Annotated in this window: 10 protein-coding genes; 7 read left to right on the forward strand and 3 right to left on the reverse strand. The window is 71.4% G+C overall.

Features of this window, described 5'->3' with window-relative positions:
* Positions 1-127 precede the first annotated feature (127 nt).
* Genes arfA through GA0074704_RS28535 form a run of 5 tightly spaced genes read left to right on the forward strand, consistent with a single transcriptional unit; the run spans position 128 to position 5,832 of the window.
* Positions 128-1,639: an arabinosylfuranosidase ArfA gene (arfA, locus tag GA0074704_RS28515; protein ID WP_088973328.1), complete on the forward strand. Its 1,512-nt coding sequence runs from the start codon at positions 128-130 to the stop codon at positions 1,637-1,639.
* 41 nt (positions 1,640-1,680) lie between these two features.
* On the forward strand, positions 1,681-3,009 hold the full coding sequence (locus GA0074704_RS28520; RefSeq protein ID WP_088973329.1) for an ABC transporter substrate-binding protein: 1,329 nt from the start codon (positions 1,681-1,683) through the stop codon (positions 3,007-3,009).
* 6 nt (positions 3,010-3,015) lie between these two features.
* Positions 3,016-3,978 carry a carbohydrate ABC transporter permease gene (locus GA0074704_RS28525; protein WP_088973330.1) on the forward strand — a complete coding sequence of 321 codons (963 nt, stop codon included), beginning with the start codon at positions 3,016-3,018 and terminating at the stop codon, positions 3,976-3,978.
* Between the two features lie 10 nt (positions 3,979-3,988).
* On the forward strand, positions 3,989-4,813 hold the full coding sequence (locus GA0074704_RS28530; RefSeq protein WP_088973331.1) for a carbohydrate ABC transporter permease: 825 nt from the start codon (positions 3,989-3,991) through the stop codon (positions 4,811-4,813).
* Entirely contained in the window at positions 4,810-5,832 is a 1,023-nt protein-coding gene (locus tag GA0074704_RS28535; protein ID WP_088973332.1) for a glycoside hydrolase family 43 protein, read from the forward strand. The genes GA0074704_RS28530 and GA0074704_RS28535 overlap by 4 nt, the downstream gene beginning before the upstream one ends.
* Before the next feature lie 468 nt (positions 5,833-6,300).
* Here GA0074704_RS28535 and GA0074704_RS28540 read toward each other — a convergent pair whose 3' ends face one another.
* Complete coding sequence (locus GA0074704_RS28540; RefSeq protein WP_088974042.1) at positions 6,301-7,797, reverse strand: amino acid permease; 1,497 nt, start codon at positions 7,795-7,797, stop codon at positions 6,301-6,303.
* Positions 7,798-8,091: 294 nt separating this feature from the next.
* On the opposite strand from GA0074704_RS28540, the gene GA0074704_RS28545 reads away from it, so the two are divergent.
* Positions 8,092-9,744: a glycoside hydrolase family 10 protein gene (locus GA0074704_RS28545; protein ID WP_088973333.1), complete on the forward strand. Its 1,653-nt coding sequence runs from the start codon at positions 8,092-8,094 to the stop codon at positions 9,742-9,744.
* A 179-nt stretch (positions 9,745-9,923) separates the two neighbouring features.
* Complete coding sequence (locus GA0074704_RS28550; RefSeq protein WP_088973334.1) at positions 9,924-10,442, forward strand: phospholipase; 519 nt, start codon at positions 9,924-9,926, stop codon at positions 10,440-10,442.
* A gap of 152 nt (positions 10,443-10,594) precedes the next feature.
* Here GA0074704_RS28550 and GA0074704_RS28555 read toward each other — a convergent pair whose 3' ends face one another.
* Complete coding sequence (locus GA0074704_RS28555) at positions 10,595-13,423, reverse strand: ATP-binding protein (protein WP_088973335.1); 2,829 nt, start codon at positions 13,421-13,423, stop codon at positions 10,595-10,597.
* Between the two features lie 139 nt (positions 13,424-13,562).
* Positions 13,563-13,775: an FmdB family zinc ribbon protein gene (locus tag GA0074704_RS28560; RefSeq protein ID WP_088973336.1), complete on the reverse strand. Its 213-nt coding sequence runs from the start codon at positions 13,773-13,775 to the stop codon at positions 13,563-13,565.
* Positions 13,776-13,790: the final 15 nt, after the last annotated feature.

The following is a 13,790-nucleotide window of genomic DNA, read 5'->3' on the forward strand; positions in this document are numbered from 1 at the left end:
CTGCGGGTTACCGCTCAGGACTCTATCGTGTAACAGAGCCTTTACAACGTTGCTTACAACGTTGTAGAAAGCCTGGAGTACGGGTGACGGCAGTCACCCGGCACAGGTGAGGAAAGGCGGTACCCCCTTGCACGGCGCGCAGCTGACCATCGACCCGGCCTTCGCGATCGGCCCCGCCGACCGACGGCTCTTCGGTTCCTTCGTCGAGCACATGGGGCGCTGCGTCTACGGCGGGGTCTACGAGCCCGGCCACGCCACCGCCGACCCGCTCGGCCTACGCCGCGACGTCCTCGACCTGGCCCGCGAGCTGGGCGTCTCCGTGGTGCGCTACCCGGGCGGCAACTTCGTCTCCGGTTACCGCTGGGAGGACGGCGTCGGTCCGGTCGGCGACCGGCCCCGCCGGCTCGACCTGGCCTGGAAGACCATCGAGACCAACGCGTTCGGCCTCGACGAGTTCATGACCTGGGCCGACCAGGCCGGCGTCGAGACCATGATGGCCGTCAACCTCGGCACCCGGGGCGTCCAGGAGGCCTGCGACCTGCTGGAATACGCCAACCACCCGGGCGGCACCCAGCTGTCGGACCTGCGCCGCAAGCACGGCGCCGAGGACCCGTACGGCGTGAAGCTCTGGTGCCTCGGCAACGAGCTGGACGGGCCGTGGCAGGTCGGGCACAAGACCGCCGACGAGTACGGCCGGCTCGCCGCCGAGACCGCCCGGGCGATGAAGCTGATCGACCCGTCGATCAGCCTGGTGGCCTGCGGCAGCTCCAACAGCCGGATGCCCACCTTCGCCTCCTGGGAGGCGACCGTCCTGGAACACACCTACGAGCACGTCGACTACATCTCCGCCCACACCTACTACGACCCGTCCGACGGCGACCGGGCCAGCATCCTCGCCTCCGCGATCGACATGGACGGCTTCATCAACGACGTGGTGGCCACCGCCGACCACGTGGCCGCCAGGCTGCGCCAGAAGCGCAAGCTCAAGATCTCCTTCGACGAGTGGAACGTCTGGTACGAGTCACGCCTCAAGGCCGACCTGGACCGGCGTGGCTGGGTGGAGGCGCCCGCCCTGATCGAGGACGACTTCACCGCGGTCGACGCGGTGGTCGTCGGCGACCTGCTGATCACCCTGCTCCGGCACGCCGACCGGGTCGGGGTGGCCTGCCAGGCGCAACTGGCGAACGTGATCGCCCCGATCCGTACCCGCAACGGCGGGCCGGCCTGGCGGCAGAGCATCTTCCACCCGTTCGCCCTCACCGCCCGGTACGCCCGCGGCACCGTGCTGCGTACCGAGCCGGTCTCCCCCCGTTACGAGACCAGGCGGTACGGCGACGTGCCGGTGTTGGACACCGTCGCGCTGCACGACGAGGAGAACGGCGAGTTCGTCGTGTTCGCGGTGAACCGGAGCGAGGACGACCTCCCGCTCGACCTGGACCTGCGCGGGCTGCCCGGCCTGCGCGGCGTGGAACACCTCACCGTCGCCGCCGGGGACGACCCGGAGGCGACCAACACCGAGGCCGAACCCGACCGGGTGACGCCCCGGGCACTGCCCACCCCCACCCCCGACGGCGGTCGCTGCTCCGTACGCCTGCCGGCGGTCTCCTGGAACGTGCTGCGCTTCGGCACCCGGCCCTGACCAGGGAATATCCTTCACCCGTCCCCCAAGGAGACATCCGCATGATCCAGAACGAAATGAGCCGGCGGCGGCTGCTCGGGCTCGGCGTCGGGCTCGGCGCGGCCGCCTCGCTGACCCTGGCCGGCTGCGGCGGCGGCAGCGCCACCAAGTCGGGTGGCAGCGCCGCGGGCAACGGCGGCAAGGACTACACCGGCCCGAAGGTCGACCTGAAGCTGTGGAACGGCTTCACCGGCGGTGACGGCGACATCTTCAAGAAGCTGGTGCAGCAGTTCAACAGCGAGCACGAGAACATCGCGGTGGCGGTCACCACGTACCAGTGGGAGGACTACTACAGCAAGCTGCCCGGCGCGGTCTCCAGCGGTAACGGCCCGGACATCGCGGTCATGCACATGGACCAGCTGGCCACCTTCGCCGCCCGCGGCGTGATCACCGAGCTGGACGACGTCGCCAAGGCGTTGCAGCTCAACGAGGGCGACTTCGCCCCGACCGTCTGGAAGGGCGGCATCTACAACGACAAGCGGTACGGCATCCCGCTGGACATGCACCCGCTGGGCTTCTACTACAACAAGGCCGTCATGCAGAAGGCCGGCATCGACAAGCCCCCGACGAACTCCGACGAGTTCACCGCCGCGCTGGCCGAGCTGAAGAAGGCCGGCGTGCAGGGCTTCTGGGTCAGCCCGTTCCAGTTCACCGGCGGCATGACCTTCTACTCGCTGCTGCACCAGTGGGGTGGCACGCTCTTCGACGACCAGGTCCAGAAGGCCACCTTCAACTCCGACCCGGCGGTCGAGGCCTGCACCTGGCTGGTCGACATGATCAAGCAGGGCTACTCCCCCGCGAACGTCGGCCAGGACGCCGACTACCTGGCGCTGAAGGCCGGCAAGAACGCGTTCAACTTCAACGGCATCTGGCAGATCAACGACATCGCCAAGGACCCGGCCGCGCAGATCGGCGTCGCCGAGGTGCCGCAGATCGGCAGCCAGAAGGCCGTCTGGGCGAACTCGCACAACTTCACCATCGTGAAGCAGCGCGGGGCCGACGACAACAAGATCGCCGGCGCGAAGGTCTTCATCAACTGGCTGAGCGAGCACTCGCTGGACTGGGCGAAGGGCGGCCAGATCCCGGCCCGCAAGGAGGTCCGCGAGAGCGCCGAGTTCAAGGCCATCCCGAACGTCTCCACGCTGGCCCCGGAGCTGGAGTACGCGGCCTTCCCGCCGGCCGCCCCGGGCCTCGGCGAGGTGCTGCTGACCTTCTACAACTCCTTCAACGAGGCGGCGCTGAACAAGAAGTCGCCGAAGCAGGCACTGGACGACGGGGTCGCCAAGGCCAACAAGCAGCTCGAGGACAACCGCAAGAAGTACGGGAACTGATTCCCCATGGCGGATGTGATCGAGGTCGGGGCGGCGCGCAGGGACGCGCCGCCCCCGGCGGGCGGGAAGGGCCGCCGGGGCGTGACGGAGCGGGGCAGCCGCGCGACCCCGTACCTCTTCCTCGCGCCGTACCTGCTGCTCTTCCTCACCTTCGGCCTGCTGCCGATCCTCTTCGGGGTCTGGCTGAGCGTGCACCAGTGGGACCTGCAACTGCCCAACCGGCCCTTCGTCGGGCTGGACAACTACAAGGACCTGTTCGACAGCGAGTCGGCGATCTACGGCGACTGGTGGTCGAGCGTGAAGGCCACCGCGATCTTCACCGTCTTCTCGGTGCCGCTGCTGGTGGCCATCCCGCTCGGGCTGGCGCTGCTGCTCAACAAGTCGTTCCCCGGCCGGACGTTCTTCCGGGCCGTGTACTTCGCCCCGTACGTCCTCGGGGTGGCGGTGATCGGCCTGCTCTGGCGCTTCCTGCTGGATGCCAACCTGGGCTTGGTCAACCGGCTGCTCGGCGCGGTGGGGCTGCCCTCGGACACCCCGTGGGTGACCGACGTGCCGTGGGCCTGGGTGTCGCTGGTCGGGGTGACGGTGTGGTGGACCTCCGGCTTCAACGCGGTGATCTACCTGGCCGGTCTCCAGGACATCTCGCCCGAGCTGTACGAGGCGTCGCGGATGGACGGCGCGAACGCCTGGCAGCGGTTCCGCAACGTCACCATCCCGGGGCTGCGCCCGGTGCTGCTCTTCGTGCTGACCACCACGATCCTCGCCTCGGCGAACGTCTTCGGCCAGTCCTTCCTGATCACGCAGGGTGCGCCCGGCGAGGAGACCAGGACGGTGGTCTGGCGGATCGTCGACGAGGGGCTGCGGGACAACGACGCCGGGCGGGCCGCCGCGATGAGCATCGTCTTCGCGCTGGCGCTCACCGTGATCAGCCTGATCAACTTCCGGTTCTTCCGGTACCGGGAAGACTGAGGGGCCGACGATGACGACTCTCCGCCGTTCCGCGCGCTACGGGCTGCTGGTGCTGCTGGCCCTGATCTTCCTGACCCCGCTGGTCTGGATGGTCATCACCTCGGTGAAGACCTACGGCGAGGCACAGAAGATCCCGCCGACCTTCGTGCCGAAGCCGTTCTCCACCTACGGCTACGAGCAGATCCTCGGCAACACCGCGAACCCGGTGCTGCGCTGGTTCCTCAACAGCATGCTGGCCGCCACGCTGCACGCGCTGCTGGTGCTGGCGACCGCCTCGATGGCCGCGTACGCGCTGGCCCGGCTGCGGTTCCGCGGCCGGGGCGTGGGCTTCGCGCTGATCGTGGGCACGCTGTTCATCCCGCCGACCTCGCTGATCATCCCGAACTTCGTGATCGCCGACCGGCTGAACTGGCTGGACACCCTGACCGTGGTGGTCGTGCCCGGCGCGGCCAGCGCGTTCGGGGTGTTCTTCCTGCGCCAGTTCTTCCTCTCCATCCCCGCCGAGCTGGAGGAGGCGGCGGTGCTGGACGGGGCGAACCACTGGCAGATCTTCTCGAAGGTGCTGCTGCCGCTCTCCAAGCCGGCCCTGGCCACCCTCGCGGTGCTGTCGTTCCTGACCAACTGGAACGACTTCCTCTGGCCGATCTACGTGCTGTTCAGCCCCGAGCGGCTGACCCTGCCGCCGGGCCTGGGCCTGCTCCAGGGCGCCTACGTCACCGACTATCCGGTGATCATGGCGGGCGCGGTGCTGGCCAGCGTGCCGGTGCTGATCCTCTTCGTGGCGGCCCAGCGGCACATCATCCAGGGCGTGTCCCGCAGCGGCCTGAAGGGATGACGGCCGACAGACTCCGGCGACGTGGTGCGGCGGCGGTCCTCGCCGTCGCACTGCTCGTCGCCGGCTGCGGCGAGGACGCCGCCCCCACCCCATCGAGTACGCGGAGCGACCCGAACATGTTCACCAACCCCGTGGTCCGCGCCGACGCCCCCGACCCGTTCGTCACCCGGGCCGGGGACGCCTGGTGGATGTTCCACACCAACGCCGGCGGCCGGAACGTGCCGGTGCGGCGCTCCGCCGACCTGGTCGACTGGTCCGAGCCCGAGGAGGCGCTGCCCGAGCTGCCCGGGTGGGCGGACCCGGGCAAGACCTGGGCGCCGGAGGCGATCCAGCTCGCGCCGGACCGGTTCGTGCTCTACTACACCGTCGCCGGCCGCGACTCCGGCCGGCAGTGCGTGGGCCGGGCGGTGGCGAGCGAGCCGCAGGGCCCGTACCGGGACGATTCGACCGAGCCGTTCATCTGCCAGGCGGAGCTGGGCGGCGCGATCGACGCCAGCCCCTTCCGGGACACCGACGGCACGCTCTGGCTGCTGTGGAAGAACGACGGCAACGCCATCGGGGTGGACACCTGGCTCTGGTCGCAGCGGCTCTCCCCGGACGGGCTGACCCTGGTCGGCGAGCCGACGAAGCTGCTGAAGCAGACCGAGCCGTGGGAGGGCACCCTGATCGAGGGGCCGTTCTTCCACCGGCGGGACGGGAAGTTGTTCCTCTTCTTCGCCGCCAACGCCTACGACAAGGAGACGTACGCCGAGGGCTACGCGGTCTGCGACGGCCCGGAGGGGCCGTGCCGCAAGGCGCCGGAGAACCCGATCCTGCGTACCAACGAGGTGGCCTCCGGACCCGGCCACGCCTCGATGGCGGAGTCCGACGGGCGGACCTGGCTGGTCTACCACGCCTGGCCGCCCGGCCAGGAGGGCGCCACGGACCCGGGCCGCCAGGTCTGGCTGGACGAGGTGGTCTGGACCGACGGCAAGCCGGTGGTCAAGGGCCCCACGGGCGGGCCGCAACCGCGGCCCTGACCCTTCGCCGCGCGCCGGCCACGCAACCCGCCACCCATCGCACCACGGCACCACCGTGCGTGACAGGCAACGACAGCCAGCCCTCCGTGACGTTCCGTGACCGCGGCGATGGGTGACAAGAGTCCATTCCCCGCCTTTGCTCTGCTGCGCTCCACGCAACACCTGGGCTGAGCTGCGTTCTTCCCATCGAGCCTCGACCGGGGATGCCGACGCGGACGTCACCGAAGGTGTCTGTTGCGTGGGGTGCAGCAGAGCAAAGGCGGGGGACTGACCTGTTGGAGGCGGGCGGGCCGGTCGCCCTCCGTGACGATCGGATTGCCAGCCCAGCAGGCACGTGACCTTCGCCGGAGACACGCGGGCAGCCGGGCGGGACGGGCGGGACGGGCGGACGCGGCGTACTCCCAGGTGGGTGGCGGACGCGACGCGACGCCGGGCGATGGTGCCGCCCGGCGTCGCGTGGGTAATTCGTCAGGCCGGGGTTCGCTGGGTGGGCACCTGCTCGCCGTGCTCGCGGCGGGCCAGCCGGTTCTTCCGGTGGCCGTAGCCGAAGTAGATCAGCGCGCCGAGCACCATCCAGACCAGGAACCGGATCCAGGTCTCCACGGAGAGGTTCAGCATCAGGTAGAAGCAGGCCAGGGCGGAGATGATCGGCAGCACCGGGGAGAACGGCACCCGGAACGAGCGCTCCAGGTCGGGGCGCTTGCGCCGCAGGATCGGCACCGCCAGCGAGACCAGCACGAACGCGCAGAGCGCGCCGATGCTGACCAGGTCGGCCAGCGCGGAGAGCGGCAGGAAGCCGGCGAGCAGCGCGACCGCCACGGTCATGATCGCGGAGATCCGGTACGGGGTGCCCCAGCGCGGGTGCACCTTGGCGATCGACGGCGGGATCAGCCCGTCCCGGGCGATGGCGAAGCCGATCCGGCCCATGGCCACCAGGTCGACCAGGATGACGCTGGTCAGGCCGGCGACGGCGGCGATGGAGACCAGGATGGCGGCCCAGCCGGCGCCGGCGGACTTGAAGGCCGAGGCGATCGGGGCGCCCTCGTCGATCTCGGCGTACGGCACCATGCCGACCACGACCAGCGAGACACCGATGTACAGCACGGTCGAGATGAGCAGCGTGCCGAGCAGGCCCAGCGGCAGGTCCCGCTTCGGCTTCTTCGTCTCCTCGCCCATGTTGGCCACCGCCTCGAAGCCGGTGTACGCGAAGAAGACCACCGCGGCTGCGGTGAGTACGCCGGCGAAGCCGAAGACGGAGGGCTCCATCCCGAAGATCGCCTGGGTGACCGGTTGCCGGATGCCGTCCTCGCCGCCCGAGGCCGGCTCGGTGGCCGGGATGAACGGGCTGAGGTTGGCTGCCTTCACGAAGAACAGGCCGGCCACCACGATGAAGACGCAGATGGCCACCTTGACCAGGACCAGCAGGTTGGTGACCCGGGCGGACTCGCGGACGCCGACGATGGCGACCACGCCGAGGATCAGCACGATCGCGATCGCGCCGATGTTGACGATGCTGCCCGCCTCGCCGAACCAGGTGGTGGGCAGGCCGAGGAGTTCCCCGAGGTAGCCGGACCAGCCGCGGGCGACCACGGCCGCACCGAGGGCGAACTCCAGCAGCAGGTCCCAGCCGATGATCCAGGCGACGATCTCGCCCATCGTGGCGTACGCGTAGGTGTAGGCGCTGCCGGCGGTCGGCACGCTGGAGGCCAGCTCGGCGTAGCAGAGCGCGGCGAGCAGGGCGACCACGCCGGCGATCGCGAAGGAGATCACCACGCCCGGACCGGCGTGGTTCTTGGCCTCGATACCGGTCAGCGTGAAGATGCCGGTACCGATCACGATGCCGATGCCGAAGCCGGTCAGGTCCAGCGCGCCGAGGCGACGCTTCAGACCGGGCCCGCCGTCGCTGCCGTCTGCGTTTCCCTGGGCTATCACGTCCTTGATCGGCTTGGTACGCAGCACGGACACCGCGATCACCCCTCCCCGTGGCCGCCCGGACGGCGGCCAGCGCGGGGCGATGCTACCCAGCACGCACCCTCGCCAATCGTTACTTCCCGGCCAATCCGGCCATCACCCGGCGTGTGGAGCGGATCACCTGACGCGATGTGGCCTCGCCCCCAGGATCGATCGGGGCCGAATCCTGGCGGACCCTTGCGCGGAGCACGCCAGGTGTGAAACTTTCCTACCAGCGGTCGATTGTTGGCGGCGAATTGTGCCCGCAGGCCGCACCTCCACCGGCAGCCCGACGAAGGGATCCACCGCATGAAGGCATCTCGGCTCGCCACCGCCGGGCTGGCCGCGGCACTGCTCGGCGCGCTGGTCGCCGTCGCCCCCGCCAGCGCCGCACCCGAGGCGGCGCCGCAGACCGCCACCTGCGTCACCGACCCGGCCACCCCGAAGCGTCAGTTCCGGGCCATGTGGATCTCGTCGGTGGTGAACATCGACTGGCCGACCAAGGCGTCCCAGACCGCGCCCGACCGGATCGCCGCCCAGCAGGCGGAATACCGGGGCTGGCTCGACCTGGCGCAGAAGCTCAACCACAACGCCGTCGTCGTGCAGGTCCGCCCCACCGCCGACGCGTTCTGGCCGTCGGCGTACGAGCCGTGGTCGGAGTACCTGACCGGGGTGCGCGGGCAGGACCCGGGCTGGGACCCGCTGGCCTTCCTGGTCGCCGAGTCGCACAAGCGGAACCTGGAGTTCCACGCCTGGTTCAACCCGTACCGGGTCTCCATGCCGGCCCCGGGCGGCGCCGGCGCGGACATCTCGAAGCTGGCCCCTAACCACCCGGCACGGCAGCACCCGGACTGGGTCTTCGCGTACCCGCCGGCCGGGGTGGCCGGCAGCCGGCTCTACTACAACCCCGGCATCCCCGCCGTCCGCGAGTTCGTCCAGACCGCGATGATGGACGCGGTCAGCCGGTACGACATCGACGGCGTGCACTTCGACGACTACTTCTACCCGTACCCCAGCGGCAGCTGGCAGGTGCCGGACGACGCCACCTTCGCCGAGTTCAACCGCGGCTTCACCAACAAGGCCGACTGGCGGCGGGACAACATCAACCTGCTGGTCCAGGAGATGAACAGCAAGATCAAGTCGGCCAAGCCGTGGGTGAAGTTCGGGGTCAGCCCGTTCGGCATCTGGCGCAACAAGTCGGCCGACCCGAACGGCTCGGACACCACCGGCTCCCAGTCGTACGACATCATCTCCGCCGACACCCGCACCTGGGTCAAGAACGAGTGGATCGACTACGTGGTGCCGCAGCTGTACTGGTACATCGGCCAGTACCCGGCGGCCGACTACGCCCGACTGGTGCCGTGGTGGGCGGAGACGGTGCGCGGCACCCGGGTGCAGCTCTACATCGGCCAGGCCGACTACAAGAGCGGTGAGCCGGCGTACGGGCCGTACTGGATGAACCCGAACGAGCTGTCGAACCACCTGACGCTCAACCGGTCGTACCCGGAGGTGCTCGGCAACGTGCACTTCTCCGCCGTGCAGGTGCGGGCGAACCGACTCGGGGCCACCGACATCTACGCCACCGAGCACTACTCCCGCCCGGCGCTGGTGCCGGCGATGCCGCACCTGCCGTCCGCGCCCCTGCTCGCCCCGGTGATCACCGACGTGCAGCGGCAGGACGACGGGGTACGGCTGAGCTGGCGGCAGCCCGCCGACGGCGCCGGCCCGTTCGGCACCGCCACCTCGTACGCGATCTACCGGCTCGACGGGGCCGGCCGCGCCGACGCCTGCGACCTGGCCGACGCGTCCAACCTGGTGGCCACGGTCCGGGGCACCGCCGGGGACGTGCAGTCCTGGGTGGACACCACGGCCGAGGCCGGAACGGCGTACACGTACCACGTGACGGCGCTGGACCGGGTCTGGAACGAGGGACCGGCCAGCCCGGCGCGCTTCGTGAGGTAAGCAGGTCAGCTCGACCCGACGCCCGGGACTCGGATCCGAGTCCCGGGCGTCGCCGTCTCTCCGAGCAAAGGTCCGTTTCGACGGATGTCACCAATACTTCGCACTCTCCGCAGCTCAGGGTCGATGCGCTGATCGAAACTGGTCAACATCTCGGCCCGCTCCCCCATGCGGAGGTAACCGTGTCCAGACGTCTCGCCACCACCGTCGCCACCACCGCCGTCGCCCTGCTCACCGCGCTGGTGCTCGCCTCCCCCGCCGCCGCCGCGGTCAGCACCGAACAGAAGCTCAGCGTCCTGGCCAGCTGGACCCAGACCAGCGCCAGCAGCTACAACGCCTGGAACGCCGGCCGGCTCGACAAGGCCGCCTGGTCCGCGTACGCCTTCGACTGGTCGACCGACTACTGCTCGTCCAGCCCGGACAACCCGCTCGGCTTCCGGTTCAGCCTCTCCTGCCACCGGCACGACTTCGGCTACCGGAACTACAAGGCGATGGGCCTGTTCTCCGCCAACAAGTCCCGGCTGGACAGCGCCTTCTACGCCGACCTGAAGCGGGTCTGCGCCACGTACAGCTACGTGGTCCGCCCCGCCTGCTACAGCCTGGCCTGGACCTACTACGAGGCGGTCAACGTCTTCGGCTCGACCGCCGCCGTCCGCCAGTCCGACCTCGACCGCGCCGCCCGCCTCCTCCCCACCCCCTGACCGCCCACCCACCTCCCCCGCCGGCAGCGCCCGTTGATCATGGAGTTAGCAGCGAATTCGATCTCTTCTACTGCCGCTAACTCATGATCAACGGCGGAGGCCGCCGGGGTGGGGGTCGCCGGGGTGGGGTGGGCGGGGTGGGGTGGGCGGGGTCAGGCGTGTTCGGCGGGGCGGGGGGTGGGGTGGGGGGTGGGTTGGCGGGGGAAGGGGCGGGTGACCGCGAAGCGGCCGGAGGTGACCGCGAGGTCGGGGTGCTCGACCGCCAGGGCCAGCGCCGCGGCCTCCTCCAGGCCCAGCTCACCGCCCTCGGCGTACGCCGCGTCGAAGGCCGCGTCGCCGAGCATCCGGCGCAGCTCCGCCTGCCGCGCCGACCAGTACGCGCCGTACAGCCCCGGGGTGGAACGCATGCTCGCCCGGACCGCCTGGGCGGCGCCGAAGAGCCGGGCGGCGGTCAGCAGGTCACCGCTCGCCACGCACCGGACCGCGATCGCGTCGACCGTGTCGCAGGCCCGCCCGTGGTAGCCGTGGCTCATCCGCGACCGCAGCGCCACCGCCAGGTGCTCGTGCGCCGCCACCAGGTCACCCCGGGCCAGCGCCACCATGCCGAGCAGCATGTCCACCGAGCGGCGTCCCCGCTCCACCGGGCGGGCCGCCTCCACCGGCCGGGCCGCGCCGAGCAGCTCCGCCGCCTCGTCCAGGGCGCCCCGCCGCCAGAGCAGCTCGGCCAGGTTGAACACGGCGAACAGGGCGTCGGAGTGGACGTCCTGCTCGGCCGCCCAGTCGATGACCTCCCGGCAGACCCGCTCGGCCTCGGCCAGCTGCCCCAGGTCGATCAGGGGGGCGGCCCGGCCGGCCAGCACCCGGGCCAGCAGACCTCTGTCGCCGGCCTGGCGGGCGGCCGCCTCCGCGCGTTGGGAGAAGCGCAGCTCCTCGGCGAACTCCCCGTCGGCCCCGGCGTGCAACGAGTGCATGTGGTACGCCGCCGCCAGCTCGGCCTCCGGGATCTCCTCGCCGTTCTCGGCGATCCGGCCGTAGAGCCGGAACAACCACAGCCGCCCCTCCCGGGCCAGCCCGCGCTCCCGCCACCAGTGGTCCAGCCCGCCGGCCAGCCGCAGCCCGGCCCGGGCGCTGCCCCCGGTCGCGCACCAGCGCAGCGCCGCCCGCAGCTCGTCGGCGAGCGGGTCCAGCGCGTACAGCGACAGCGTCACCGGGCGACCGTCCGGGCCCAGGTGGGCGCGTTCCAGCGCGTGGGTGGACCAGGCGACGTGCCTCTCCCGAGCCGCCTGCTCCTCACCGGCCTCGGCCAGCCGGCGGCCGGCGTACGCCCGGATCGGGTCGAGCATCCGGTAGGTGCTGCCCGAGGCGCGCGGCTCGGCCAGCACCATCGACTTGTCGACCAGGACGGAGAGCGCGTCGAGCGGGTCCTCGCCGAGCAGCCACTCCACGGTGGACAGCTCGACCGGGCCGGCGAAGACCGCCATCCAGCGCAGCAGCCGGGACGCGCGCGGCCCGAGTGTCCGGTACGACCAGGTGACCGTGGCCTGCATGGTGAGGTGCCGTTCGGTGGCCGAACGCTGCACCGCCCGGTGCGCCGGCGTGGGTGGCGTGGTGCCCACCGCGGCGGCGGCCAGGTCGACGGTGTCCTGCTGGTTACCGGTGTACCCGTTCTCCGCCGGCGGCGGCTCCGGCGTGTCCCGGCCGGCGTCCAGGGTGCCGAGCACGTCGTCGAGGCGGGCGGCGAGCTGACCCACCGAGAGCACCCGCAGCCGCGCGGCGGCCAGCTCGATGGCGAGCGGCACCCCGTCCAGCCGGCGTACCACCCGGCGCAGGTCGGCCTGCTCGGCCTGGTCCGGCCGGCGACCACCCCGGGCGGCGGACGTGCGGTCCAGCAGCAGCGCCACCGCGTCGCTCTCCCGGCCACCGGGCCCGGGCTCGACCGCCAGCGGCGGGATCCGCCACACCACCTCACCGGGCAGCCCGAACGACTCCCGGGTGGTGGCGAGCACCCGCACGCCCCGGCCGCCGGCCAGCAGCCGGGAGATCACCTCACCGGAGGCGGCCGGCTGGGCGTCGCAGGTGTCCAGCAGGATCAGCATCCGGCGGGCGGCGGCGTACTCGACCAGGGTGTCCACCATCGGCCGCCCCGGCTCCGGACGCAGCCCGAGCACGGCGGCCACCGCGAACGCCACCAGGCCGGGATCGGTCACCGTGGCGACGTCGACGAACCACACCCCGTCCGGGTACGCCTCGACCACGCTGGAGGCGAGCTCCACGGCGAGCCGGGTCTTCCCGGTGCCGCCCGCGCCGAGCACGGTCACCAGCCGGTGCATCTCGACAAGCGCCCGCAGCTCGACCCGCTCGGTCTGCCGCCCGACGAACGAGGTGACCTGGGTGGGCAGGTTGTGCGCCACCGCGTCGGCCGTACGCGGACGCGGGAACTGCCGCTCCAGGCCGGGCGCGACCAGTTGGAACAGTCGTTCCCGGTCGTCGAAGCCGCGCAGCCGGTGCAGCCCCAGGTCCAGCAGGGACGCCCCGGCGGGCAACGGGTCGGCGTGCCGCGCGGTGGCCGCCGAACAGAGCACCTGGCCACCGTGGGCGGCCGCCGCGACCCGGGCCGCCCGGTGCACCTCGGGACTGGCGTACTCGCCGTCGCGCGGCTCCGCCCAGCCGGTGTGCAGGCCCATCCGCACCCGGGGGGCGGCGTCCGGGGTCGGCCAGTCGTGGTCGGCCAGCGCCCGCTGACCGGTCAGGCAGGCGGTCAGCGCGGCGGAGGCGTCGGGGAAGGCGAGGAAGAAGGAGTCCCCCTCGGTCAGCAGCTCGGCGCCGCCGGTGGCGGCCAGCGTCCGGCGCAGCAGCCGGCGGTGCTCGGCCAGCACCGGCGGGTAGTTCGTGCCGAGCAGCTGGGCCAACCGCGTCGAACCCTCGATGTCGGTGAACACGAAGGTCACCCACCCGCTCGGCAGGTGGATCCGTGGCGACATGCGTGGAACCTCCGCCCCTGACATCGGGTCAATGCTGCCCTATGTGCACGCCGTCACACATCGTGAGAACGGTCGGGTGCGCCCCCGCCCCACGGCCCCACCGGCCCCGACCTGGGCCGGAGCCTCAGCCGGGCCGCGTTCAGCAACCGCAGGCGCCACCGCAGCAACCGCCGCCGGCGGCGGGCGCGGACGGGCCGGAGCCGCCCCGACCGGTGACCGCCACCGCGGAGAGCAGCTTGACCGTGTCGCCGTGCCCCTGCGGGCAGGGCGCCGGGGTGCCGGCCTCGGCCATCGGCCGGTTGACCTCGAAGGTGTCGCCGCAGGCGCGGCAGCGGAACTCGTACCGGGGCATGTGTCCAGGGTACGA

The organism is Micromonospora siamensis, from assembly GCF_900090305.1.
GTDB classification, from domain to species: Bacteria; Actinomycetota; Actinomycetes; order Mycobacteriales; family Micromonosporaceae; genus Micromonospora; species Micromonospora siamensis.